Genomic DNA, 24,068 nt, shown 5'->3' on the forward strand with positions numbered 1-24,068 from the left:
TTCGTCATCAACGCGCAGAACTGCGTGCACTGCAAGACCTGCGACATCAAGGACCCGAACCAGAACATCAACTGGGTGCCGCCGCAGGGCGGCGAGGGGCCGGTCTATCCCAACATGTGAGGGCCCGACTACGTTCGTCCACAATCAGGCGTGGTCGGCTGCCACTCAAGATCGCATAATGTATCGACTGGAATGCCAATCCATCGGACGATTGGTGATGCGTGAACGGATCCACGATGCCGCAATGGCACTACGCCGATAGGCGTGCCTCCGCAAAGTGGTCGGCGGCTTCTTCCAGCACCTCTTCTGCCCATTGGTTGAGACTCTTTCCCGAAAGCTCGGCAGCAAGAGCTGCTCGGCGATGGACCTCCGGAGCGACCCGAAACATCATCTTCCCAGAATAGGGCCGCTGAGGCTCTTTGCCGATTTTCTTGCAGGTGTCGAGAAAGTCATCGACTGCCTCATGGAAGGCTTTCTTGAGTTCAGCGACGCTGTCACCGTGAAAGCCGATTACATCGGAAATACCTGCAATCTTGCCGAAAAACACTTCGTCGTCAGCGTCGAACTCGATGCGAGCGTGATACCCGTTGTAGGTCATGGTGTTCAAGGGTGAACTGGCGGGCGATCTCCGCCCTCAGGCTCACCCGTAATTGCTCTTCGGTAAAACCTTTCAAGTCGACGATGTCGCCGGCGCCATTCGTCACCCCATAGTCGTCAACGGTCTCGGAGAAATAGACGACCCGCCATAGAGCAGGCTCGTACCCCTGCCCTTGCCGAGTTCGAAGGAGGCATAGGGACCGGCCTCGGGTCGCAAGTCGCCAGCGCCGCCGAAAATACGGCTGTGCGTCATCGGCAAGACATCGGGAGCAGAATTGCAGCGGTCGAACTGCCGCGGCGCCATCGAGGCGAAGCGGCAGCGGGAGCGGCTTCAGCGGCGACAATGTCATTGTCATCACCGAGAGCTTTCGCGGCAAAAGACCGGTATGTGCGTGGAGCAGGCGGGCGACCTCGGCGTGAAGCCTGAGGTCAAGGGATCGGACCACATCCTTAAGCCGAGCACACGGGCGAACGCGCGAGGCGATCTGATCGGTCGTTGCCGCTCAAGCCATGATTGCGCCGCCTCGACCGAAGCGAACATCCCCTCCTAGGCCTTGCGGCAGGGCTCCTCAATGGCCCCCTTGATTAAGTTGGTGCCCGGTTGTGAGCGGCATCTGTAGCTCTTTGAGGCTGTTGCTGGTTAGCCTTGTGCTTAAAGATATAGGTATTGGTGGGTTGGCGTTTGTCGCCTGTGTAATGTTGGTTTGCGCCAATCCCCGGGTAGTAATCTCCGTCGCATTCTTGTGCAAGAGAAGAAAGGGGGGCGGCGGTTGCTATGGTGGAGATGATCGCCGCGAACAAAATTCTACAATTCTCATTCATTACTTCCTCCCACGTTGACGACATCGTTTTCTCATACGCCCATTTCGACATTGCCCCAGTCGCTAGTGCAGCCGGAATCCGACTGAAATCCCCAGCCACCCCATCGAAAGGGGCATGTAGAGGTGGCAGCAAGCCATTCACACGCTCATGGGCACCCCACACTGCGAGCATAAACGGGCAATTTCGAGACTTATTGGGGAGTGCAATCGGTCGCGGGACACCGCTCGTATGGTGTCAGTCCGAAACAATACTCCCGATCAATAAAGAGCCTACCGTGACTGCGAATGCATCGATCGCCTTTAGGACGTCTTCTGGCAGGGTGATGTTTACGCGAACGGTTCTTTTGGCTTCCGCCCTGACGCCAACTAGAATTGCAACACCGTCCTGGTCTCCGCGTCTGCCACAACCGCCTCCAGTGTAGAAGGCTCGGGAATTGCTTCGCCGTCTTCGGCTAGCCCTTCAATGTGTAGAGACAAGGCTTCTTCGGCCATAGCTCGCGCATCGTCGAGGTCGGTTCCGGCGGTGACCAGGCCCGGAAAGTCGGGAAAGGACACGCCGTAATCGCTGTCGGCATCCTTATGGATCAATCCGATATAATTGCGCATGTTCATTACCTCAGCTTAAGTCCTGCTTGTTTCTCGATACTCTTCAATGTTCCGATCGGAATGTCGAGACGCTGGTCCGGTCCGCGTCCTTGCGCATTCTGACCACGGCATCGGAAGCGTCCCGCCTTCACGGAAAACCGAACTGACGGGCGATATGTTCGCGCCCGCGCGGTTTTCTCGGCCCATGGCCGTCGCCGTCTCGTTCCCGATATCGGCCCGAGGCTCTTGGGACCGTCCTATTTAGTCACCGTCAACATGGCGTGCATGCCGGCTTCATAATGGCTCTTGATGTTGCAGAGGAGTACGTAGGAGCCCGGCGCAAGTTTCGCTTTTAACTGACCATCGGCACCTGGCTTCAGCTCGGAAACTTCGCCCATGCTTTTGAGCTTCTTCTCGTCGACCCGCCCTTTGGCGGCAACAACCACAATTTGCTGATCGGCCGACTTCAGCTTCACAAGTACTACCTCATGTTCTTCCGTAATGGCGTCGTTGTGGACGAGAAATGTCGCCTCGCCGGCCTTGATCGTGGACTGGTCGAGAGTCAGGGTCATCGGACCACCAGCTTCGCCACCCTCTGTGACCTTGACGATGGTTGCGGCGAATGCAGGCGTTGCAAGACAGACAATGGCAAAGACGGCAAATGTGTTCTGGAGGTATCGCATGCGGAGTTCTCCTTTTTGAATGGGCAGCTTTGAGGTCTAGAGGGATGCTGAAAGGCACCGGAACCTAAGGGCCTGGTCCTGTCGGTTTCCTGTCATTCTGTCGAATTGCTGGGTACGGACTTCGAGCGCGTTGCGTACGCGTAGTCATCGCTAGGACGGGTAATGGGATCTCGAATTCACCAGCGTGCTCCGCCCAAGCAAACCGGCTATCGCCAGTGCGGCGGCCGAGAAAAGGATCGCTCACCTGGCGATCCGACGTCGAAAGCGCGGGTCACAGTCATTTGCGATGATGACGATAGGCACCAGGACCTTAATCGGGCCACGCATCAGAAAATGCATGAAGAATATCTTTCGCGCGCCGAACTCTACCTCCGGCATCTCCGCGGCGAGCGACGATTGCGCAAACCATTGCACCGGCAAGAAGGCTAGACTCATCCCCAGAGCGGGGATCTGCGGGGCGATCGGCCATTGACCCGCCGCCGGGGTTCGTCGGCATGAATCAGCGTAATATGAAACAACCTCGAGGGTCAGGTCCCGCAAATACGTCGTCATCGACCGGTCCAAACACGACTTCGACAGCACACTTCAAAGGTCTATACATCCGTAGGGCGACTTGTGTTGTCCACGGCTGATCTCACGCTGGCGGGTGAGTTCACCGCACTATCGTGACCGAGCAAAGCGCCTGTTGTGCGACCTTCTGCGAGACGCTTCCAAGCAGCATCCCGGCTAACCTTCCCAGCCCACGGCTGCCGACGACGATCATGTCTGCACCAATCTCGTTCGCTACGGCGAGAATGGTCTCAGCATAGTCGCCAGGTTCGACCCGCGTGTGCACGTCGTTGACGCCAAGAGTTCGTGCACGTTCCGCCGCATTCTCGACAATGCGTTCTCCGAGCACCGACCTCGTCTCGCCAATGCCGCCTTGCGAACTTTTGAATAAATCGTGCCTCGAGGAGAGGGCGCGCTCTTGCCCAGGCATCGTGATCGCCGAGACACGCCGCACCATATGCTCGGCTCGTGCAAGTTGGCTTGCTTCCTCGGCCCTCACGGCGTTCAATATGACGTGAAGGATAGTAACGCGCGCGCCCGGACCCCTTGCGATGTTGGCTGCCATCTCCACGGCCTTCCAAGCCGTATCGGAGCCGTCTGTTGCAACAAGAACGTGTTTGATCATCATCGTCCCTCCGGTTCAGCAAGTCTCCCACAACTGAGGCGGAATGTATTGATACTGGTCAAAGGACTGCAAGCGTACTTCGAAACCTGGGCTGACGTCGCGGCGAGCGCCAAGGCGCCGGATAATACGGACAGCGCGGCTGCGGCCACGCAGACTTGGCATCGGCATTCTTGATGCCGATCAATGTAGGCTCTCTGGTCGCGTTCCGGATCGATTTCCGCAAACTAGTTTTACGATACTTGCGACCGACAGCCGGGCATAATTTCTATTCTTCTGCACCAAAAAATCTCAGGCGAGCCTCAGCTTGGTACGCTGCGGGGGAGGGCGCAGGCGGCGGTGTCAGCACTGTGCTCCGTGTCGCGTGTGAGGTTGGAACCCCTTACGCTGTCCACAAAGTTATCGATGTCCGTTCTCATTATAGCTCTCAACCTCACCATCGACGTTTCAAGCCTCGCTGAGCGCCCATTTATGGGCCGTTCGATCGGGCCCCTTGATGCGCGCCATTGACGAACGGAATGCGATTAAACAGCCGAGCGCTATTGCGCCGAGAACTTCGAGGAGCGCTATCTTTCATAGGACGTCATTTAACACCTGTGACGACACCTTCTCGCTGGTGTCACTGGTGTCGGCCGGTCTTGGCATCGGCTTTGCGTCGGAGTGGAGGGGCGGTCTGCGAATTTTCATCCTTGAACCTGCGATCATGCCCATCGGATAAATGTCGTGCTCCAATTGACGTGGCGCAAGGAAACCGGTCCGCACTATTGGTAGTTTGTCGCATGTTCATACGACTGCACTTGAGCGCCAAAGCGCGGACGCAAACCCGTGCCTTGCCTCGGATCTCCTGCTTCTCGAAAGGAGAACGAACATGACTACAGCAAAACTTGCATATGTGGCGATTGGCGCCACGCTCCTAGCAAACAGCCCCACGCCATCCTTGGCTCAAACAGCCCCCGCCGAGAAACAAGATGCGCGGCCGGGTTACTCTGAGATGATGCCTGGCGAGATGATGGGGGGGAGGCAGCGCGGCATGATGGGTGGCATGCGCCAAAACATGATGCAAGGCCACATGATGAAGATCATGTTTGCCGTTGCCGATGTTGATGGCGACGGCGCCCTGTCGTTCGACGAAGTCACAACGATCCACAAGAGGATCTTCGAGACGGTCGATGCGAACAAGGACGGCAAGGTGACGCCCGAGGAGATGCAGGCCTTCATGCGCGATCAATGAGGCCTTGAAACCGGCTTTTTCGCCGGCATGCGGACCATAAAAAGGTCTGGAGAGCCGGTTCCGTCCGTTCGCAAACGTCCCCACACGCGGCTCCGCCGCGCCTGTGTAGCTGGCGCAATGCCTGCATCGTAGTGAAAACAATTGCTCACCGTTTGTCGTTGCGCTCAAAAAACGAGGGCCGTGGTGACAACCAGCCCCTTGTTTTTGCAATCGATAATACGGTTTCCAATATCGAGTTGGCATTCTGATGCAGGGTCGTAAATTGAACTTCATTCCCGGCGGTTTGTCGCCCTCCGCATCCGGCCAGTCTCGAATTCCCTTGGCACCGCAGGCGCCGGCTTTGTCCAGCCACTACAGCTTGTAGCCGATCTTTCGGAGCAGGTCTTTCCGCCACGCGATGTCCGCATCGGTTTCGAAGCCCAGCGGTGAGGCGCCATCCACCACGCCGAGCACGCCGCGGCCCAGTTCAGTTTGCGCGACGATCACCTGTGTCGGGTTGGCAGTCGCACAATAGATGCGACAGACCTCTGGCACCGCACGCACCGCAGCCAGCACGTTGATGGGAAAGAATCCGTCGCCGAGGAAGATCAGGAAAGTGTGGCCGGCGCCAATGGCCAATGCGTTGTCACGTGCCAGGGCAAGCTCGGCTTCGTCATTACCCGACCAACGCACCAGCCGCTTACCGGAGGCCTCGCAGAAGGCCAGCCCGAAGCGGATGCCTGGAACCGCGCCCACCAATGCCTCGTGGAGATCTTCCACGGTCTTGATGAAATGCGACTGGCCAAAAATGAAGTTGGCGGCGTCCGGCTTGACGATGGGCACCACGGTGAGTTCCATGGCTGCGCTCCTTCAAGGTAGGCAACGCGATGGTAGGTAGGCCCACAGAAGGCGATTTCAAGCCATCACATGCGGCCAATTCGCCCTCCGCGCCGCCACCGGAGGGCCAGAGCGCGGCTCGCCTACCGTGACTTCGAAATGATCCGCGCGACGCAACGGTGGCTGGTGAGCTGGATCAGGCTGCCCGACGACGAGAATGTCGAGGTCGGCGTCGGCCCAGTCGGCTTCAGCATCGTTATCTGCGAGGAGCTTGCTACGTCCGCAATGACGAGGGTTCAGACCCGAGGTCCGGTATTGCACTACATGGCGCGCGAGGCGCGCGCCAGCAGGACACCGGTCAATGAACCTGCGAAACCGAGGTGGGCCAGATATTGCGTGATGACCGTGCTGTAAGTCAACATGCCGACAAGGCGACCGCGCGCTACCCAGGACGGACTAACCGATAGATCGACAGTCGCCGAGATGAGCAATGGCTGAGTCAATGTCGTCGCGCCGCGATATAGGAGCGAGTGAGCGAAAGGTTGGGCATTCGGGAATGGTGCGGTGCCGCCAGGAACGTTGCAAGGGTGGCCTCATCGAAGCGCTCAGCTTCGGCGATCTGTGCGAATGTTGGAACAGTGTCCGAACCTTGACGTTGCTCGGGTGCCACGACGTGACACCCGCTGCACCAGCGCTTCAAGCGGGTGGTCACTCGGCTATCAATCTATGACGCCACATCCAGAGAAACGCGCATTGATGCGCGTCAAAATGCGCGGCCCAAACCGATCTCAATCTCGTCGTTTGTCAACGAGCGATGCCGCTTGCTTGAGGGATGTGCTTCCAATCGATTGATAGTGAACTTTTCGTGGAAATCAGCATCAGCAAACAACGCACGGTTCGCCGCGTCGCGCTGGTGGAGGTTGTTCGCAGACGGTGTCGGCCTTGCATGCATGGAATTTGTGATCACCAACTCCATCCAGATACACCCGATGGCGCTTGTCTATTTCGATCGGCTGCACGATAAGGGCCGGTGGTGGTCGGCGTGTGGTGATTAGGTTTGAGGAAAGACCGAAGCTCCATTGGCGGCCCTCGCTACCCTCTGGAAGATATGCACTTACGAATTTGCCGGGGCAGGCGAGGCCGATCCTTCGGTGGAGGAAATGTTTGACGGCCCACTCAAGGCTCGCAAAGCGTTAACGATCGCTGCGATGTCTATCCCTTCCTGCAAAAGGGCGCCGGCGACCGGAGTTATGTATCCAAAGGCCGCAAAGACCATCGCGATCCCCGACAAAGCCAGACCGACAACGATGCTTTGCAAGGCGATTCGCCTTGTACGCCGTGCGATCATGACAGCATGAGGTACGCGATCAATCCGATCGACCAGGATCACGACATCCGCAGCTTCTGACGAGGCGGTCGCCCCGCGGGCACCCAGGGCGATGCCAATATCAGCCGCAGCCAGTGCCGGCGCATCATTGATCCCGTCACCCACCATCATCGTCGGCTGGCGACGTTGTTCGGCCGCAACGGCTGCAAGCTTTTCGGCCGGACTACGATCGGCATAGACCTCGTCGATCCCAAGGGAAGATCCGACGATGCTGGCGGTCTCGGCGTCATCGCCGGTGACCATGATGATACGCGAAATGCCGGCTGCATGAAGCTGAGCCAATGCGGCCGGCGCCTCAAGGCGGATTGCGTCCGCCAAAACGAGGAATGCAGCGATCCGACCGTCCACGGACACATAGATTGCGAGTCCCGAACTGCCTTCCCTAGCTGATGCAACCGAACAGGCCCATGCCGGTACCTCTCCATCTGCAAGGACAAGGGCACGCGACCCGGCGCGCACATGCCTACCCTCGACAATGCCCTCCAATCCGGAGCCGCGAAACTCCCGGACATTTGTCGGCGATGACAGTGGCATTCCCTTCGCTCGCGCCAAGGCAACGATGGTCTCGGCCAGAACATGGTGTGAGGCCTGCTCGAGGGATGCGAGAAGGCGCAAGATTTCTTCGGCGTCGCTATTTGGCGCCGTTTCGAAGAAAGTTATGCGTGCCCCGCCTTCAGTCAATGTCCCCGTCTTGTCGAAAATGACAGTGCGGACAAGGGCAAGCGCCTCGAGCGCGGAGCTTCCCTTCATCAGGACGCCCGCGCGTGCGGCGCGCGAGACGCCGCCGATGAAGGCAACGGGTGCGGCGAGAATGAGCGGGCAGGGAGTGGCGACAACGAGCACGGCGAGTGCCCTGATGCGATCACCCGATAGCCACCACGCAAGACCTGCAACGAGAAGCGTCGCTGGCAAAAGCAGCAGGGCGAAACGATCGGCTATTCGGATGAACGGTGCCTTGGCGGTCTGTGCCTCTTCGACCATACGGACAATGCCGGCATAGGTGCTCTTACTGGCTGGGGCAGACGCTCGATAGTGGAACGCCTCGCCGGCATTGACGGTGCCGCTTCTAAGGTGTTCACCCTTCCGCCGAATTTCCGGTAAAGGCTCGCCGGTCACGGCGGACTCGTCAAGCTTGGCCTGTTCATTAAGAAGGTGCCCGTCTACGGGCAACAGCTCGCCGGCTCTTACCAGCAAGTCGTCACCTACGACGATCTCTCCAGCCGCAATGTCCGTTACTTCGCCCTCAGCGACCTTGTGGGCAATGCGGGGCGTTCGATCACGAAGCGACCTCAGGTCGCGTTCGGCTTTGCCGCGTGCGTAATCTTCCAGCAGGTTGCCGCCAGTATACATCATGGCGACCACCACACCTGCGAGTGGCTGCCCCATGGCGATCGAAGCTAGCATCGCAACGAGCGCTATGGCGTCCACACCCATCCGTCCGACCAGGAAATCGCGCACAATCGTGATTGCAAGCGCTGCGACGACCGGAACTGTCGCGGCGCTCCAAATGAGGTCGGGTGCCAGCGGCCAGCCGACGTATTTTACCAGTAAGCCGGCAAGCATGCCGGTTAGAGCGACCGCCAGAAATGCAAGGTGGAAGAAACCCGCTCTCATGCAATCCGCACCTCCCGCTGTCCATTCCGAGGCTCAGGCGATTGTGCCGCAATAGAGTACCGGCGCGGCAGCCCCCGGTTGACCGCTCGATGCCGAACAGCAGGCCAAGCGTCCCACCAAGCAGCAGGCTTCGAAGCAGTTGTTCAATGTACCATGAGAACCGGCACTGACGCGGTCTCGAGCATCGGGCGGGTTAACCTGCCAAAAACCCGCTCGCGCATTCGCGAATGGCCATAGGCGCCCATCACCATCAGCTCTGCCGAGGCGTCCCGCGCGTATCGGTTCAGCCCTTCGTCAATGCTGCGTCCCTCGCTTGGCACCGCTCGACGGCGACCGAGACGCCATGGCGAACAAGGTATGCCGCGATGTCGGCGCCGGGTTCTTCGCCATTGCGACCGTAGCTGGCGCGCGGATCGACCATCGTGACCTGCACGTGATCTGCGCCTGCCAGAATGCCCTTTGCCTCGCGCCCGAGCCGCCTCGAAACCCGAATCCCAAGCCAGCACGACTTTTTTCGGAGTAAGTGTCGCGGTTTTGCCTCTGGGCACGATCAGTATCGGACATGCGGAACGAAACAACGCTCCATCGAGCGTGCGGGAGCGTAGTTCCGGATCGGCCATCAGCCCATCGCCGACAAGCGTGAGATCGCAATAGCGCGCCCTGTCTCCGATTTCGTCGTCTGCCCAGGCAATTTCTGCGTACATCGTGGCGACGTCGAAGGGTATTCCCGTCTGATCCAGGATCGCTTTTGCCTTTTCCACACATGTCTCAAGTCTGACGATATCGCGCTGCCTTTCATCGAGCCAATCGACGGATACAGCAGCTGCATATTCGCCAATTCGCGGAGGTGACACGAGTTTGACAATCAACAGTGAAAGATGGGCGCCGCCTGGCCATCGTCAATGACATCGTCGATGTTTATGTTCTCTTGATAGACATTCAAAACATCGACAGTGGTGGGCTGCGCATCATGATTCGCTTCTGACTGCCACTCATCCGCCCTTCGACGATGACACAATGCAATCAGCCCGCCGGAGGAACGGTTCCGCACGAAGGAAGACGGCTGCGAATGCTTCTGCCGCGCTCGATCATTCTGGCTCCGGGTCTTGGTGCGCATGGCGGTGACGTCAGCAGCATACATGCCCTTCGTTGAACACAGCAGGGCGATCTTTTAGTTCCGGTTTCGAGCGGTCTCACTCGCGTCGAAGATCGAGGCATTTCTATCGCGGTCTATCGAGCGGCGTAAGCAACAAGCTCGCCACGCTGAATGAAGCAACACACCACCCCCATCAAGCGGGAGCCGCCGACGTGGAAAGCTACCCACGCGGGCACGATTCCCATGATGAAGAAAGAAGCCGAAGAAAATGTGATGAAATGCGCTCACAGGAGTTCGTGCGACTTTAACGCCGAACTCTTGCAACGTAACAAGCTTTAGGATCCTTGGAGCCGCAAAAACCGCCGGTCGACCATGGTCAGGGCAAGTGAAGCTGCCAAACTGATACCGAGAACGATCATGGCGCTAGCGGTGCCAGCCACTTCCAGCTGCGTTGCCGCGATGGGCAAAACAACCAGGATAGCCAGATTGTTGAGGCTTTCAGAAACTGCCAGAACCTGACCTTTGTCAGCGTCGCTGCGGGTGGCGAGCATGGACGTGCTCGCTGGCGCGGCGAGGCCAAGCGCAAATCCCCAAATGACAAGACAGACAAGCCCTCCTGTTAAGGGAAGGGGCGCGAGCATGAATGTGCTGACCGCCAAAATAAGAAGTGCGAGGGCTACAACGAGCGTCACGTCGTCTTTTCGGCAAAGGCGGCTGACGGGGCCGATACCGAGATTACCAATTGCAAGCCCGAGGCCGAACGCCGACACCGAAACTCCGACTGCGCCAACACTTAGGCCGTGACGTAATCGAAGCACTTCGCCGGCAAGAAGGAAACCAGCCACTGCCGTTCCATTCCATAGACCTTTTGCAAACAGCGGACGAGTGATACTTCCTCGAACAATCCAGGCAAGCCGCTTCGGCTTTTTTGCTGGACGGCGGGACAGTTGAGAGGGGATCACACGCTGCGCGATGATGAAGGCCACTAGGTATCCAGTCGCGGTAACATGAAAGGGTGCGCGCCAGTCGAAGGCGTCCGTCAGGATGCCGGCAAACACCGGACCAGCTACTATTCCGAAGGTCATGCCGATCATGACGACTCCCATGGCGGCAGATTGCCGGTGAGCCGGGACGATATCAGACACCAACGCGAAGGCTGTCGGAATGAGCGCCGCCGATGCCACCCCCCCAAACATCCGCAGCGCGATGGCTGCGCCAAAACTTGGAGCAATCGTCAACGCTAAGCCATCAACTGGACTAGGGTCCGGACCCAATAAGTGGGTTTCCTTGCGCACTGCGACGTGATTCACTCGCCTCAGCGAGGAGGCGGTTGCATGTCTGATTTCTTTTGGTTTTCCGACGCGCAGTGGGAGCGGATAGAGCCGCTTTTGCCGACAGATGTGCGAGGCAAGCCGCGCGTGGATGACCGCCGGGTCTTGAGCGGGATCGTCCATGCGCTGCGCTGTGGTGGCCGCTGGGCGGATTGCGCAGATGTCTATGGACCGAAGAAGACACTCTACAACCGCTTCGTCCGCTGGTCCGAACGCGGCATCTGGGAAGGCATCTTCAGTGCGCTCGCAGGGGCCGATGATGCGCCGGATCGACTGTTCATCGACAGCAGTTGCATCAAGGTCCACCGCTGTGCGGGTGGAGGAAAAGGGGGGCCTTGGCTCATGGTATCGGCCGCACCAAAGGTGGACGGAACACCAAGCTCCATGCTGTCTGCGATGCCAAAGGCCGCCCTCACGTCCTGCTCCTGACGCCCGGCAACGTCCACGATTGCAAGGTGGCGAGGCTCTGTATCGAAGCTCTGCCACCCTCCGCCGAACTCGTCGCCGACAAAGGCTATGACAGCCAGGCTCTGCGCGAGTGGCTCGACGAGCGTGGTACCCAAGCCGTCATCCCGCCGCGCAAGAACCGCAAAATCCAATATGAATACGACAAGGCCATCTACAAGCAGCGCAACGTCATCGAGCGCATGTTCTGTCGCCTCAAGGACTGGCGTCGCCTCGCGACCCGCTTCGACCGCAACATCAAAAACTTCATGGGGGCAATCGCACTCGCAGCCGCCGTCATCTGGTGGTTGTGAGTCCGGACCCTANGCAGACCTGACGAAGCATCCTGTCGCCTCAAGGACTGGCGTCGCCTCGCGACCCGCTTCGACCGCAACATCAAAAACTTCATGGGGGCAATCGCACTCGCAGCCGCCGTCATCTGGTGGTTGTGAGTCCGGACCCTAAAAGGAGACGGCGACGGTCCATGCGATCAGACAGAAATCCGAAGATTGGAGCCGCGATAGCATAGGACAACGCGTAACTGGACACGAGCCAGGATGCGTTTGCGGGCGTTATGTCGAAAGCCTGCGCGAGTGGCGCAAGCATGGCAGACAGCATGAACTCGGTCGCTCCGACGAAAAAGACGGCGAGAGCAAGAATATGCAAGAGAATTCGTGAGGGCACGAATATCCTCCATCAATGTCGTGTTGAGAGGTAACCGGCGCGCGAGTGTTTGCGGTCGCAAACATAGCACCGGAGCAAAGTCGAATGGGGGAATTTGGGGGGGCGACCGTACGCCCGCACGCAGGAAGAGCCTGCTATTGGTCTGCTTCTTATCTCAATGTGGATGAGAATGGAAGACCACTCCGATGATAGAAGCTGTTGGACAGCCGTTACTCGAACCCCGCGTAGTGGCGAATATGCGACGCTCAATCTCGGCTACGGCCAATCTGCGGTTTCCTTCACACGGTCTGGATTTGAAGAAATGGACGAAGTCACTGGTGACGGCCACGCCGAATTTCCGGACGATGGCGCAATCGAGATCGTGTTCGCTTACGACAATGGCGACGAGGCCATTCTAAAGGCCAAACCAGGGACTTCTTCAACGGTCTGCTAGTGGCAGCGAGAGGTCTCCGCGCAGCCGATGTTGCCGCTATGCGCCTCGAAAATCGCATAATGTATCATCTGGATTGTGCACTGCGGCCGATCCTTGAGAATGTGCCGTTTCATCGCGCCGTACTTTCGCGAACCTGAAGCTCGAAGCCCAAGTCGACGATCGGCGATTCAATTGGCCGGCCGGCAAGTCGATCCAGCACCATCCGCACCGAGCGCCGGCCGATTTCATAGCGCGGCGTGCGTACGCTGGTGAGCGACGGATAGGCGACGTGCATCATGTCGAGATCGTTGAAGCCGCAGATTGCCATGCTGTGCGGCACGGCGATACCCGCCCGCTGGCATTCGAACAGCACGCCCATGGCAAGGTCATCATTGTTGCAGAAGACCGCATCAAGATCGGCGACCTTGGCAAGCGCATCGGCCAGGAGCGGCGCACCGAGCGATACGCGTGAAGGCGTCAGCGTGGTGGTTACCAGCTTGGGATCAAAGAGCTGAGCGGTCTCCAGAGCCGAGCGGTAACCGGCGAGGCGACGCTGCGAGCGAGGATCCATTCGCGCTCCGATGAAGCCTATTCGGCGATATCCAGCCTCGATCAGATGGTTGGTCGCCGCCTTGCCGCCATCGAAGTGGGAGAACCCGACCAGCATATCGACCGGATCGTCGCCATACTCCATGATCTGCACGATAGGGCAATCCGCGCTCTCGAGCAGTTTGCGGGTCGTTTCGGTCTGGTCGATGCCGGACACGATCAGCGCCGATGGCCGCTGGCTCAAAAACATCCGCATCAGCCGTTCCTCTTCCCGGGGCGAATAGTGGGTATTGCCCATCTGTATCTGCAACGGACCGTCGCCGAGCTCGTCATAGATGCCTCTCACCGTGTCGGCGAAGACGATGTTTGTCAGTGACGGCACGAGAACACCGATCACATCGGCTCGGGAGGAGGCAAGCGCGCGCGCATTGGGGTCGGGCGCATAGCCGAGCTGGACCACCGCCGTATCGATCTCCGCGCGCAGTTCGGCCGAAACCAGCGACGGATCGCGTAGCGCGCGCGACACGGTAATCGCGGCAACCCCTGCCAGCTTTGCGACGTCGGCTATGGTTGGCCTCCCACTGCCGCGTCGGCTTGCCTTCCGGCTCTGGTCTTTGGAAGTGATGTCGTCCTTCACGTCGACTCCTGCTGGCTGCGTGAGCGCAGGGTCCCGACATCGATGCGGCCGACATACCAGTTCCCTGCGTCCACCTCATCGAAGACGACGGAGATTTCGCGCTCGGATAATCCGGTTGCCTCGGCAATCGCCACAATGACCTGGCTGCTGATTGCCGCCTTCTTGGCCGCAGGATCGTCGGCGAGGGTCTCGCGCACGATGGTGATCCGCACGAACGGCATGGCTGGCCTCCTGCCTCAGTCGAGTCTTGCGCCGTTGACCATCAGTCGAACGGCATAAAGCGAGCTGGTCGCGCAGATGTAGAGGATATTTCGCTTAGGCCCGCCGAACACGCAATTGGCGGTGTTTTCCGGCACTCTCACCTTGCCGAGCAAGGTGCCGTCCGGGTGGTAGCAATGGATGCCGTCGCGGGCGCTTGTCCAGATCCGCCCTTCGTCGTCCAGGCGGAACCCGTCAAAGAGGCCTACGGTGCAATCGGCAAAGACCCGCCCGCCCGATATCGCGCCCGGCTCGTTCACATCGAAGACGCGCATATGCGCAGGAAGGTCGGGCCCATGCGTCCGGCCGGTGTCGACGACGTAGAGCTCTTTTTCGTCAAGCGAAAAGGCGAGGCCATTCGGCCGCACCATGTCGGTAATGACGGCCGCAACCGCGCCCGTTTTCGGGTCGACACGATAGACGTGGCAGGCGCCGATTTCACTTTCGGCCTTGTGGCCCTCGTAATCGGACTCGATGCCGTAGGCGGGATCGGTGAACCAGATCGACCCGTCTGATCGCACGACGACGTCGTTCGGCGAGTTGAGCCGCTTGCCGTTCCAGCGATCGGCGACGGTGGTGATGCTCCCGTCATGTTCGGTGCGGCTGACACGGCGGCCACCGTGCTCACAGGTCACCAGACGGCCATGCCGGTCGGTGGTATTGCCGTTCGCAAAGTTCGACGGTTGGCGAAAGATGCTGACATGCCCGTCGGTTTCGTCATAACGCAGCATCCGGTCATTGGGGATATCCGACCACACCAGATAGCGCCCGGCGGCGAAATAGGCCGGCCCTTCGGCCCAGCGACACCCCGTGTAGAGCTGTTCCACTCGGGCGCTGTGATTGACCAGGCTGGCAAAGCGCTGGTCTACGATCTCGAAATCCTCGGCCATGGGTACCCTCATGCGGCAACGATCGCACTCTGACCGCGGCATGATAGCGCTAACATCACGGAAGTGAATAGCCTTCCTGCATCGGTGTCGATCGTCGCCGAAATTCAACTGAAAATTGGGAAGTTCGGTTCTCGGTAATCCGCAAATGTTACTTTACAATTTTTTGTGGTAGCGCTACCTAATTAAGAGACAGCGGTGTTTTCGGGAGGAGACCAGAGCGCCTCGTCAATGGTGAAAGCAGGCATCCAGCGTGCCGGTGCCAGAGAAGTTCGTGCCGTTCCGGGGGAAGAGTTCCCTCTCGAACCGGAGAACAAAATCAGTGGCGCGCCAATGGGAGGAAATGTCGATGGTGAAGTCACTCGCTGGCGGCATCGTTGCTGCCACTGCCTTTTTCATGTTGGGATCGGCCGCCTATGCAGAGCCGGAAGTGGTTTCAGGGCCCGCGGCGGAGCCGGAATGTTTCGCGCCCTGGTCGGCAGACACCAAATTCTTCAAGTTTCCGAAAAAGCACGGCCCATACCGCATCGCTCTTGCGAACGGCTACATTGCCAACACCTGGCGTATCCAGATGGTGCAGACAGCCAAGGCCTATGCCGCTCAGCCCGACGTCGCGGCCAAGCTGAAGGAGTTCAAGGTCGTATCGACGGGTGAGGACGTGCCCGCCCAAATCTCGGCGATCAACAACTTCATCGATTCCGGCTATGACGCCATCGTCGTCAACGCCCAGAACCCGACGGCATTCGCGCCCGTCATCAAGCGGGCGAAGGAAGCCGGCGTGGTGCTGGTTGCCTTCGATAACATCCTCGACACCGAGGACGCGATCAACGTGAACGTCGACCAGAAGGGGCTCGGCGGACTGTGGGGCGAATGGCTCGTCAAACATCTGCCGAATGGCGGCAAGGTACTCGAGGTGCGCGGTGTGGCCGGAACTTCGGTCGACACCGACCGGCACGATGGGATCCATGAGAAACTCCAGGCATCGGGCAAGAAATTCGAAGTCGTCGAGGTCATGGGAAAGTGGGATGACGCGGTGGCCCAAAAGGTGACGGCGGATGCGATCGCCACCAGCGGTCCCTTTGACGGCATTACCGGTCAGGGTGGCGATACCGGCATCGTCCAGGCGATGATCGACGCCAAACATCCGTTCGTGCCGTTTGGCGGCGAAACCGAAAACGGGTTTCGCAAGTTCTGCGCAGCACATGCCGCCGACGGCCTGAAATGCTCGTCGGCTGGAACCGGCCCCGCACAGGTGGCCGTTGCCATCAAGACGGCGATCGCCGCGCTCGAGGGACAGGTGGTGCCGCAGTCGGTCAAGTTGCCGTTGGCCATTGTCGAAGATCCAAATTTCAAGGAGGGCCAGGATTACTTCCAGTCCGAATCCGACAATTTCTTCGTCGGTAATTCCTTCCCTACCTGCGGCATTAATTTCTCCGCCCAGGAGATCATGAAGCAGAGCAAGGAAAACAAGTAGGTCGATCAGGAACGGGCACCGCACAGTCAGCCGTGTGGTGCCCGTCGTCCGTAACGGTTTCCCGGAGAGCGCAATGGAAAATGGCGGACCGCTCTTTTGCATGGAGGGGATATCGAAGCGCTATGGTGGGGTTCGCGCGCTTGAAAATGCCGCGCTGTCGGTCAGGGCAGGGGCCATCCACGCCGTACTCGGCGAGAACGGCGCCGGAAAGTCGACGCTCATCAAGATCATGGCCGGCGTCGTGGCTGCGGACGAGGGCCAGATGACGCTCGATGGACAGCCGGTGAAATTCGCTTCGCCGGCTGCCGCCAACGCCGCCGGGATCGTCTGCGTTTTCCAGGAGTTGTCGTTGATCCCAGAACTCAGCGTTGCCGACAATATCGTCATTTCCAATCCGCCGACGCGGTTCGGCATGATCGACCGCAAGGCCCAGAGGCGCCTGGCAGAGGAGGCGCTGGCGCGCGCCGGTGCCGTCGACATCCATCCTCTGGCTCTGGTCAAGGATCTGCCGCTGTCGCGCAAGCAGATCGTCGAGATTGCCAAGGCGCTAGCGCGCAAGCCGCGCATCCTCATCCTCGACGAGGCGACATCGGCGCTGACTGCGGCCGACGTTTCGAAGGTTTTTGCAGTGCTGAAGCGATTGCGTGCGGAAGGGCTGGCGCTTGTCTACATCTCGCATCGAATGAACGAGATTGCGGAACTTGCGGACGACTGCACGGTGTTTCGCAACGGCAGCAAGGTCGCGAGCTACGCGGCGGGCTCCAAGAGTGACGGCGAAGTCATCGAGATGATGATCGGCCGTGAGTATCACAGCGTCTACCCTCCTAAACCGGGCCGGCTTGCACAAACTGCGCCAGTGCTTGAAACACGAAATCTGTCCTGGGCGGACCGGCTCCACGACATCTCGTTTTCGCTCCGCTCGGGCGAAATCGTCGGTCTTGGCGGGTTGGACGGGCAGGGGCAGCGTGATCTCCTTCTAGCGCTGTTCGGGGTCCTGCGCGGGCTGCGCGGCACGGTCCTCGTCGACGGCAGCCCGATCAGCATCAGCAGCCCCGCGCAGGCGCGCCGGCACGGTATCGGCATGGCGCTCATCCCGGAGGACCGTAAGACCGAGGGGCTGATGCTGCCGATGACGGTGCGCGACAATCTCTCGCTTGCGTCGCTCGACCGGCTGACGCGCGGCGGGATCATCGACAGCGCGAAAGAGGAGAGCGCCATCAATCAGATGATGACGCTGCTCGCCATCAAGGCGGGGAATATTGATGCGCCCGTTGGAGCACTTTCGGGCGGCAACCAGCAGAAGGTCGTCATCGCGAAATGGCTGATGCGGCAGCCACGCATCGTCCTCCTCAACGATCCGACACGCGGCATCGACGTTGGAACCAAGCAGGAGATCTATCTGCTCTTGCGGCGCCTTGCTGACGCGGGCGCGGGCATCCTGTTCTATTCGACCGACTATGCCGAGCTCATCGGCTGCTGCGACCGGGTCCTCGTGCTTTATGACGGGGCGGTGAAGCGGGAACTGGTGGGAGCTGAGATAACGGAGCGCGCCCTGATCGCGAGCGCGCTTAACATCCCGTCCGCGGAACCATTCCATCAGGAGCCCGCGCAATGAACGACTGGCAGTATCGACTGGCCGAGCACCGGGGCACGCTGACTGCGGTTGCGATCTTCGTGGTGATGTTCATCATCTACACGGCGAACCATCCGGCTGGTTTCACAGCCAACGTTATTCATACGGCTGCCAACAAGGGGGTGCTGCTCGCCTTTGTCGCGATGGCCCAAACCATGGTGGTGATAACCGCGGGCATTGACCTCTCCGTGGGCATGATCTTCCTTCTCACCAACTGCCTGGCCTCATGGTTGGTTGTGGGCTCGCCGCTCGAAACGACCTTCGGCGTCGTTATCGTCCTGGCCGTCGGGGCTGTGTGCGGCGCGATCAATGGAGCCATCGTCATATATGGGCGGCTGCAGCCGATCGTGGCGACGATTGCGACGGGGGCGATCTATTTCGGTGTCGCCCTGTTGCTGCGACCATTTCCGGGAGGTTCCGTTAACGAGGGTCTGGCGGACGCCCTGACGGGACGGATATTCGGAGTCGTCCCGGCGAGCCTCGCGGCACTCGCGGCGGTGGTTGTGCTGATATGGGTGCCCTTCAGCCGGTCGGTCTATGGCCGGGCCGCCTATGCCGTAGGTTCATCCGAAACGGCGGCCTACATGTCTGGCATGCCGATCCGGCGCGGCAAGCTGCTTGCCTATACGCTTTCGGGCCTGGTGGCCGCCCTCGGCGGGCTGTTTCTCACTTTTTTCACGTATACCGGTGACGCGGCTTTCGCCAGCGGTAACGCCTACACGCTGTTCTCGATTGCCGCAGTGGTGCTGGGGGGCGTTTCGCTGTTCGGCGGCAAGGGCAGCGCCATCGGTGCCGTCTTTGGTGCGCTGGCGTTCCGCACGATCGGCGACCTTTTGTTCGTTTTCGATCTCGACCCGCTCTGGCAACCGCTTTTCCAGGGACTGATCCTGCTTGCGGCCATCAGCCTCGGCGCTCTGGCCCTTTTCCGGGTGCGCAATAGATTGGAGTGGTTCCTGTGAGCGAGACGGCGATGACGCACGTAAACGGACGCAAGCCGAACTTCCTGCGCAAACTCGATCCGGCGGTGGTCACCGCGTTCGGCTGCATCCTGCTGCTGCTTGTCCTTGGCAGCTTCTATTCGCGCAGTTTCCTGTCACCGGAGTATCTGCTGCAGCAATTGAAGGTGGCATCCTTCCTCGGCATCATCGCCACCGGCATGATGCTTGTCATCCTGCTCGGGCAGATCGACCTTTCCGTACCGTGGACCGTTGCAACGGGCGCCATGATGGCCTGCGCGGCTGCCGCCTACGGTCCGGTCGGCACTGCTCTTGCCATCCCTTTCGGAATCCTTTGCGGGATCGGCATCGGGCTCGTCAACGGCGTCGGGGTGGCATATCTGCGCATACCCTCGATGATCGTGACGCTGGCGACGAATGCCGTCGCTCAAGGGGTGATGGTGGTCTACACAGGCGGGTTCTCGCCGCAGGATTCCGCCACCGCGGCCATGCGCTATCTCTCCACCGGCGCCTTGATCCCCGGCATCCCGAATGTCGTCTTCATCTGGGGGCTGGTCGGCACGGCGATGGTCTTCCTGCTGCGCCGGACGGGCTTCGGGCGGGCCGTCTACGGCATAGGCAATCGCGAACGGGCGGCCTATCTTTCAGGGATCAATACCCGCCGCATCGTGATGACCGCCTTCGCCGCCTCGGGCGGGCTCTCGGCCTTCGGCGGCGTCCTGCTGGCAGGCTATGCTTCCAAGGCCTCGCAATCGATGGGCGATGCCTATCTGCTTCCTGCCATAGCGGCTGTTGTTCTTGGCGGAACCTCGATCCTGGGCGGCCGGGGATCCTATCTCGGCACTGTCGCCGGCGTAATCCTCATCACACTCCTGCAGTCAATCCTCTCCGTCACGCAGATGCCAGAGGCCGGGCGCCAGATCATCTACGGCGTGATGATCATACTCATGCTTCTGCTCTATGGTCGTGCGCCAGCCAGCCGTTAAGCTTGCTGAGAACAGAGGAAGCGCCACACGCATCCATCTGGCTTCACGCCAGGACGGCAGTCGATCCGGCAATGGGCTCGAAAGGCCAACCCGCGGGTTGGATGGCCGTCAAGGCCTATCGCCAGTCCTCACCTCGCTCTAGTTCGGATCGTACGGACCTGCCGTCCGCCAGGCGCTCGCGGCAGAAAAGTCACGGAAGGATCTACCCTCGGCGATCTGTCCTCGTGGGTCGTGCCGCAAACGATTGACACGCGCGACGACGGGTACCCGTTGGAAGAGCAACTGTGAAGACCGCAGAACGATGGAGGCGCTGTCGCTGGTCTCGGCCGGTCTTGGCATCGGCTGTGCGCCGGACGCTGGATCTACCCAACCGCAATTTGGACCTCAGGAAGGTGAGCGGTGTCGACTTCCGCATCGGGCCTGGGGTCGCCGGGAGCAAGGAAGATCCGACAGCCGCTCGCGACGACATCCTCGATATCGCCCGGTCGTTGGTCAGGTCGGGTGAGGGATTGGTTCTGGTTCCTGACACTCTGCAGACAGCACATTCAATCCTGAAACACCGAGTGGCGCATGACTTCCTCTACGAAATCGGAAACGATACGAGAGGGTTGCCGATTGGGTGGCAAGAGTAGCAACGTCCTGAAATAGACCGCAGGCTCGAAGGGACGCAAGGAAAGGCCGCGACCCACATAGGGCTCGGCGGTCATGGGATTGACCATTCCAATTCCCATCCCAGCCTGGACCATTGCGCAGATCGTGGTCGAGTAGGGCGTCTCAAGAACCATCTTCGGCTTGATGTTTTCGTTGAAGAAAATTGTCTCTGCCGATCGCCGTGTCGTGTCTTCTGGCGACAGCGCTATGAACGCTTCGCCATCGATATCTTGGGGTCGAATGACGTCGGCTGACTCCAGCCGATGCCCTGAAGGCACGGCGATCGATACCCGATAGCGCGCAAAGGGGCGTACGTCGACGCCTGCAATATCGATCTCATCTGCCGCAAGCCCGACATCGAACTGACCGCTCGCAACGAGGTCTTTCACCACGGAAGACATCTGTGCCTGGAACGTAATTGCGACGTTCGGGTGTTTTTTTTGGAAACCGCTCAACGCGCGTGGCAGCACGTTGGTGCTCAGAGCCGAAAGGCTGGCCACCCGGATTTCACCGGATCCGAAATCGCGGATACGGGCCGCTGCACTCTTGAGGTGGACCAGGCCTGAGAACGAGCCTTCCACCTCTCGGAAGAACATCTGTCCTTCGGAGGTGGGAAACATCCTGCCTTTCTCCCGGCGAAAAAGAGCAAAACCTATATCGCGCTCGAGCTCCTGGATCGCCTTGCTGACCGCAGGCTGCGAGATGCGAAGCACTTCGGCTGCGCGTGACGCGGTGCCGTTGGTCATCACTGCGTAAAAGACCTCGATCTGTCGGATGTTCATCGTACGCAACCTTATAACCAGGAAGAATAAGGTATCACTGTATTGATATTGGACGGAATGGGAATGCCCATGTTTAATCCGATCAAAGAAATCTCTCGGGAAGAAGGCAAGATGAAAGATCTCACCCAGTGCGTGATCACGCCGGACGTTGATATGGACGGTTTTGAAACGCTTGGCGCGGCGACCTATCGCGGCTCCACGATCGTGTTCAAGAACGCTGAAGCCTACAGGACGCGCGGCGAGCGGGGGCATCAGGGCTACACCTATGGTCTGTATGGCACACCCACGACGCGGACCCTGGAAGCAAAACTGACGGCGCTCGAGATGGGCGTGCGAACGTTCCTGGTCCCATCCGGGCAAGCTTCGAACTCGGTCGCCATGCTGTCGTTCTTGAGTACTGGCGATAGGATCCTGATTGCCGACAACTCTTATCCTCCGGTTCGCGACTTCGCCAACCGCGACCTCGCACGCTTCGGAATTGAGGTCGCCTACTATGATCCGGTGGCGATCGACGATCTCGAGCGGCAAATCGATGGCCGCACCAAGATTGTCTGGTGCGAGTCCCCTGGCTCCACGACGATGGAAATCCAGGACCTTCCGAGGATCGCGCAAATTGCCCATCGCCATGGCGCACTCGTCGGCTGCGACAATACCTGGGCAACGCCGCTCAACTACAAACCCCTCACGCTCGGCGCCGACATCGTCACCGAGGCCCTAACCAAATACGTCTCTGGCCACTCCGATGTGTTGATGGGCTCGATTACGGTGCGCGCAGAGGAGCACATCGTTCCCCTTCGCGCGACTCTCGGTCGCCTCGGCATCGGTGTTTCGCCCGATGATGCAACGCTTGTACTGCGAGGAATGGAAACACTTGGGGTGCGCCTCAGGCATGCCGCGGAAGGAGCTGCCGAGATCATTGCCCTGATTCAGCATCATCCCTTGGTCGAACAGGTACTTTACCCCTCGCTGCTGGATTTTCCGGGGCATGACATCTGGAAGCGTGACTTCCTCGGCGTGAGCGGGGTCTTCAGCGTGGTGCTGAAGCCTGAAGCGAGCAAACACGCTGCTGCGGCCCTCGACGTCCTGCGCACCTTTGCCATTGGTGCGTCATGGGGAGGAACGCGCAGCCTCATCGCACCCATGCCGGTCAAACAGAATCGTAGTGCCAGCCAATGGCATGGGGAGGATCTGGTTCTGAGGGTCAGCATCGGCTTGGAAGATCTGGATGACCTCAAAGCCGACATCGAAGCATTCCTCGCCGACATCGCCGAACGATCTGCGCCAGCGAAGGTCTCCAAGGCGAGCTGAAGACGTCTTCCAAAATTCTCACAACCAAAAAAATGGGGAACCAAAATGATACTGAAACTAATGAGCATGACCGCGATCTTCGTCTCTAGTCTAATCGTCGGGTCACCTTCGGCGTCCGCGCAAACGACACTTGCCAGCGTCAAGGCGCGCGGCTTTCTGAAATGCGCCGCTAGCCAAGGTACTGTTGGCTTCGGAGCTCCCGATGAAAAGGGTTATTGGCGCGGCCTTGACGTTGACACCTGCAGAGCGGTGGCGGTCGCAGTCTTCAACGACAAGGACAAGGTGGAGTTCGTGCCCCTGAGTGGCCAGCAACGGGTGCCTGCTCTGCAAACCGGGGAAATCGACATCCTTCCGCGGACGTTTACCTGGACTCTGCGCCGCGATGCGAACGGACTCAACTTCACGACCCCGAACTACTATGAGTTCACCGGCTTCATGATGCCGAAGTCGCTCGGGGTGACGAAAGTCGAGGAGATGGAGGGCGCCTCGGTGTGCGTCCAGACCGGATCGACGACAGAGGTCGTCGCAAACGACGTCTCGAAAGAGCACAATCTTGGTCTTACGCCGGTCGTGTTCGAAAACAGTTCCGCATTGAGCCAAGCCTTCTTCTCCGGCAGGTGTGACGCGCTTATCACCGATGCCGCAGCGCTCGCATCGATCAGGGCCACAAAGGCCGAAAATGCCGACGACTATGTGATCTTTCCCGCTACCAAGTTCATGGACGCGCTCACGCCGGCGGTCCGTCACGGCGACGACCAGTGGCTCGACATTGTCAATTGGTCTATCCAGGCCCTGATCACCGGTGAACAGCTTGGGATTACGCAGAAAAATGTCGCTGAGATGGAAAAGTCGGAAGATCCGCGCGTCAAGCGCTTCCTCGGCGTCGAGCCCGGAAATGGCGCCGCCATCGGTCTCGACGAAAAGTTTGCCGGCAACATCATCGCGAAGCTGGGCAACTACGGGGAGATGTTCGATCGCAACCTCGGCAAGGACAGTCCGCTGAAGCTGGATCGCGGTGCCAACCGGCTCTTTAGCGATGGCGGGTTGATGTTCCCGTTGGCGTTCCAGTAACCTT

General features: G+C 59.5%; 27 protein-coding genes and 4 pseudogenes. 13 read left to right on the forward strand and 18 right to left on the reverse strand.

Annotated elements, in window-relative coordinates; genetic code table 11:
* Nucleotides 1-120 (forward strand): 4Fe-4S dicluster domain-containing protein (locus ASD02_RS37445; RefSeq protein WP_155295764.1); only part of this gene is annotated, 120 nt, incomplete at its 5' end.
* A gap of 130 nt (nt 121-250) precedes the next feature.
* Here the strand turns inward: ASD02_RS37445 and ASD02_RS26000 are convergent.
* The 6 genes and pseudogenes from ASD02_RS26000 to ASD02_RS26020 all read right to left on the reverse strand — a co-directional run bounded on the left by ASD02_RS26000 (nt 251) and on the right by ASD02_RS26020 (nt 3,860).
* Nucleotides 251-607: a type II toxin-antitoxin system HicB family antitoxin gene (locus ASD02_RS26000; protein WP_082555646.1), complete on the reverse strand. Its 357-nt coding sequence runs from the start codon at nt 605-607 to the stop codon at nt 251-253.
* A complete protein-coding gene (locus ASD02_RS38565) occupies nt 555-1,043 on the reverse strand; it encodes a TniQ family protein (RefSeq protein WP_244494289.1) in 489 nt (162 codons plus the stop codon). The genes ASD02_RS26000 and ASD02_RS38565 overlap by 53 nt, the downstream gene beginning before the upstream one ends.
* Nucleotides 1,044-1,653: 610 nt before the next feature.
* A pseudogene (locus ASD02_RS26005) lies at nt 1,654-2,024 on the reverse strand (type II toxin-antitoxin system HicB family antitoxin).
* A gap of 236 nt (nt 2,025-2,260) precedes the next feature.
* The gene (locus ASD02_RS26010) at nt 2,261-2,686 is read right to left on the reverse strand and encodes a plastocyanin/azurin family copper-binding protein (RefSeq protein WP_057220898.1); all 426 of its coding nucleotides are present in this window, start codon (nt 2,684-2,686) and stop codon (nt 2,261-2,263) included.
* A gap of 240 nt (nt 2,687-2,926) precedes the next feature.
* Complete coding sequence (locus ASD02_RS26015) at nt 2,927-3,238, reverse strand: hypothetical protein (protein WP_057217859.1); 312 nt, start codon at nt 3,236-3,238, stop codon at nt 2,927-2,929.
* A gap of 100 nt (nt 3,239-3,338) precedes the next feature.
* Nucleotides 3,339-3,860, reverse strand: a complete 522-nt coding sequence (locus ASD02_RS26020) for a universal stress protein (RefSeq protein WP_057207939.1) — start codon at nt 3,858-3,860, stop codon at nt 3,339-3,341.
* A 589-nt stretch (nt 3,861-4,449) separates the two neighbouring features.
* Between ASD02_RS26020 and ASD02_RS40015 the strand changes: the two are divergent.
* Together ASD02_RS40015 and ASD02_RS26030 are read left to right on the forward strand one after the other, a co-directional pair.
* Nucleotides 4,450-4,533: pseudogene (locus ASD02_RS40015) on the forward strand (transcriptional regulator); the annotation flags it as partial.
* 192 nt (nt 4,534-4,725) lie between these two features.
* A complete protein-coding gene (locus tag ASD02_RS26030) occupies nt 4,726-5,088 on the forward strand; it encodes an EF-hand domain-containing protein (protein ID WP_025430782.1) in 363 nt (120 codons plus the stop codon).
* Between the two features lie 351 nt (nt 5,089-5,439).
* On the opposite strand, the gene ASD02_RS26035 is transcribed toward ASD02_RS26030, so the two are convergent.
* The 7 genes from ASD02_RS26035 to ASD02_RS26055 form a co-directional block, all read right to left on the reverse strand.
* Nucleotides 5,440-5,925 (reverse strand): adenosine-specific kinase, encoded by a 486-nt coding sequence (locus tag ASD02_RS26035; RefSeq protein WP_057207912.1) that lies wholly within the window; start codon nt 5,923-5,925, stop codon nt 5,440-5,442.
* 299 nt (nt 5,926-6,224) lie between these two features.
* Complete coding sequence (locus ASD02_RS38570) at nt 6,225-6,407, reverse strand: hypothetical protein (protein ID WP_156408098.1); 183 nt, start codon at nt 6,405-6,407, stop codon at nt 6,225-6,227.
* Nucleotides 6,408-6,667: 260 nt separating this feature from the next.
* Complete coding sequence (locus ASD02_RS38575) at nt 6,668-6,880, reverse strand: hypothetical protein (RefSeq protein ID WP_057217855.1); 213 nt, start codon at nt 6,878-6,880, stop codon at nt 6,668-6,670.
* Between the two features lie 138 nt (nt 6,881-7,018).
* Nucleotides 7,019-8,905 (reverse strand): heavy metal translocating P-type ATPase, encoded by a 1,887-nt coding sequence (locus tag ASD02_RS26050; protein ID WP_057217853.1) that lies wholly within the window; start codon nt 8,903-8,905, stop codon nt 7,019-7,021.
* 283 nt (nt 8,906-9,188) lie between these two features.
* Complete coding sequence (locus ASD02_RS40020; RefSeq protein WP_244494290.1) at nt 9,189-9,338, reverse strand: hypothetical protein; 150 nt, start codon at nt 9,336-9,338, stop codon at nt 9,189-9,191.
* A gap of 432 nt (nt 9,339-9,770) precedes the next feature.
* Entirely contained in the window at nt 9,771-10,046 is a 276-nt protein-coding gene (locus ASD02_RS38580; RefSeq protein ID WP_156408096.1) for a hypothetical protein, read from the reverse strand.
* 290 nt (nt 10,047-10,336) lie between these two features.
* The gene (locus ASD02_RS26055) at nt 10,337-11,455 is read right to left on the reverse strand and encodes an MFS transporter (RefSeq protein ID WP_277996367.1); all 1,119 of its coding nucleotides are present in this window, start codon (nt 11,453-11,455) and stop codon (nt 10,337-10,339) included.
* Here ASD02_RS26055 and ASD02_RS37470 point away from each other — a divergent pair.
* Nucleotides 11,336-12,090 (forward strand): IS5 family transposase gene (locus ASD02_RS37470; RefSeq protein ID WP_156408123.1). Its coding sequence is split into 2 segments (ribosomal slippage): nt 11,336-11,669 and nt 11,669-12,090, totalling 756 coding nucleotides; the frame shifts between segments, so codons are not numbered across the junction. The genes ASD02_RS26055 and ASD02_RS37470 overlap by 120 nt on opposite strands.
* Before the next feature lie 13 nt (nt 12,091-12,103).
* Nucleotides 12,104-12,228: pseudogene (locus ASD02_RS38585) on the forward strand (IS5/IS1182 family transposase); the annotation flags it as partial.
* On the opposite strand, the gene ASD02_RS26065 reads toward ASD02_RS38585, so the two are convergent.
* A complete protein-coding gene (locus ASD02_RS26065; protein ID WP_200951716.1) occupies nt 12,212-12,394 on the reverse strand; it encodes an MFS transporter in 183 nt (60 codons plus the stop codon). The pseudogene ASD02_RS38585 and the gene ASD02_RS26065 sit on opposite strands and share 17 nt — an antisense overlap.
* A 235-nt stretch (nt 12,395-12,629) precedes the next feature.
* Between ASD02_RS26065 and ASD02_RS26070 the strand changes: the two genes are divergently transcribed.
* Nucleotides 12,630-12,893 (forward strand): hypothetical protein, encoded by a 264-nt coding sequence (locus ASD02_RS26070; RefSeq protein WP_244494291.1) that lies wholly within the window; start codon nt 12,630-12,632, stop codon nt 12,891-12,893.
* Nucleotides 12,894-13,002: 109 nt separating this feature from the next.
* On the opposite strand, the gene ASD02_RS26075 is transcribed toward ASD02_RS26070, so the two are convergent.
* From ASD02_RS26075 to ASD02_RS26085, 3 genes are read right to left on the reverse strand one after another with little or no spacing between them, the layout of a single operon-like run.
* Nucleotides 13,003-14,058: a LacI family DNA-binding transcriptional regulator gene (locus ASD02_RS26075; protein WP_244494292.1), complete on the reverse strand. Its 1,056-nt coding sequence runs from the start codon at nt 14,056-14,058 to the stop codon at nt 13,003-13,005.
* Nucleotides 14,055-14,279 (reverse strand): tautomerase family protein, encoded by a 225-nt coding sequence (locus tag ASD02_RS26080; protein ID WP_057213357.1) that lies wholly within the window; start codon nt 14,277-14,279, stop codon nt 14,055-14,057. The genes ASD02_RS26075 and ASD02_RS26080 overlap by 4 nt, the downstream gene beginning before the upstream one ends.
* Nucleotides 14,280-14,294: 15 nt before the next feature.
* On the reverse strand, nt 14,295-15,206 hold the full coding sequence (locus ASD02_RS26085; RefSeq protein WP_057213360.1) for an SMP-30/gluconolactonase/LRE family protein: 912 nt from the start codon (nt 15,204-15,206) through the stop codon (nt 14,295-14,297).
* A gap of 346 nt (nt 15,207-15,552) precedes the next feature.
* Between ASD02_RS26085 and ASD02_RS26090 the strand changes: the two genes are divergently transcribed.
* From ASD02_RS26090 to ASD02_RS40025, 5 genes and pseudogenes are all read left to right on the forward strand, one after another.
* Nucleotides 15,553-16,677, forward strand: coding sequence for a sugar ABC transporter substrate-binding protein (locus ASD02_RS26090; protein WP_057220923.1), 1,125 nt, complete (start codon nt 15,553-15,555; stop codon nt 16,675-16,677).
* Between the two features lie 73 nt (nt 16,678-16,750).
* Entirely contained in the window at nt 16,751-18,292 is a 1,542-nt protein-coding gene (locus ASD02_RS26095) for a sugar ABC transporter ATP-binding protein (RefSeq protein ID WP_057213363.1), read from the forward strand.
* Nucleotides 18,289-19,269: an ABC transporter permease gene (locus ASD02_RS26100; protein WP_057213366.1), complete on the forward strand. Its 981-nt coding sequence runs from the start codon at nt 18,289-18,291 to the stop codon at nt 19,267-19,269. The genes ASD02_RS26095 and ASD02_RS26100 overlap by 4 nt, the downstream gene beginning before the upstream one ends.
* Nucleotides 19,266-20,252 carry an ABC transporter permease gene (locus tag ASD02_RS26105; protein ID WP_057213370.1) on the forward strand — a complete coding sequence of 329 codons (987 nt, stop codon included), beginning with the start codon at nt 19,266-19,268 and terminating at the stop codon, nt 20,250-20,252. The genes ASD02_RS26100 and ASD02_RS26105 overlap by 4 nt, the downstream gene beginning before the upstream one ends.
* A 280-nt stretch (nt 20,253-20,532) precedes the next feature.
* Nucleotides 20,533-20,755, forward strand: a pseudogene (locus ASD02_RS40025) (hypothetical protein); the annotation flags it as partial.
* A 42-nt stretch (nt 20,756-20,797) separates the two neighbouring features.
* On the opposite strand, the gene ASD02_RS26115 reads toward ASD02_RS40025, so the two are convergent.
* A complete protein-coding gene (locus ASD02_RS26115; RefSeq protein ID WP_057210137.1) occupies nt 20,798-21,685 on the reverse strand; it encodes a LysR substrate-binding domain-containing protein in 888 nt (295 codons plus the stop codon).
* A gap of 111 nt (nt 21,686-21,796) precedes the next feature.
* Between ASD02_RS26115 and ASD02_RS26120 the strand changes: the two genes are divergently transcribed.
* Both ASD02_RS26120 and ASD02_RS26125 read left to right on the forward strand, forming a co-directional pair.
* Complete coding sequence (locus tag ASD02_RS26120; protein WP_057210212.1) at nt 21,797-22,993, forward strand: PLP-dependent aspartate aminotransferase family protein; 1,197 nt, start codon at nt 21,797-21,799, stop codon at nt 22,991-22,993.
* Nucleotides 22,994-23,038: 45 nt separating this feature from the next.
* On the forward strand, nt 23,039-24,064 hold the full coding sequence (locus tag ASD02_RS26125) for an amino acid ABC transporter substrate-binding protein (RefSeq protein ID WP_057210138.1): 1,026 nt from the start codon (nt 23,039-23,041) through the stop codon (nt 24,062-24,064).
* Nucleotides 24,065-24,068: the final 4 nt, after the last annotated feature.

This window comes from Ensifer sp. Root1252 (assembly GCF_001425885.1).
GTDB classification, from domain to species: domain Bacteria; phylum Pseudomonadota; class Alphaproteobacteria; order Rhizobiales; family Rhizobiaceae; genus Ensifer; species Ensifer canadensis.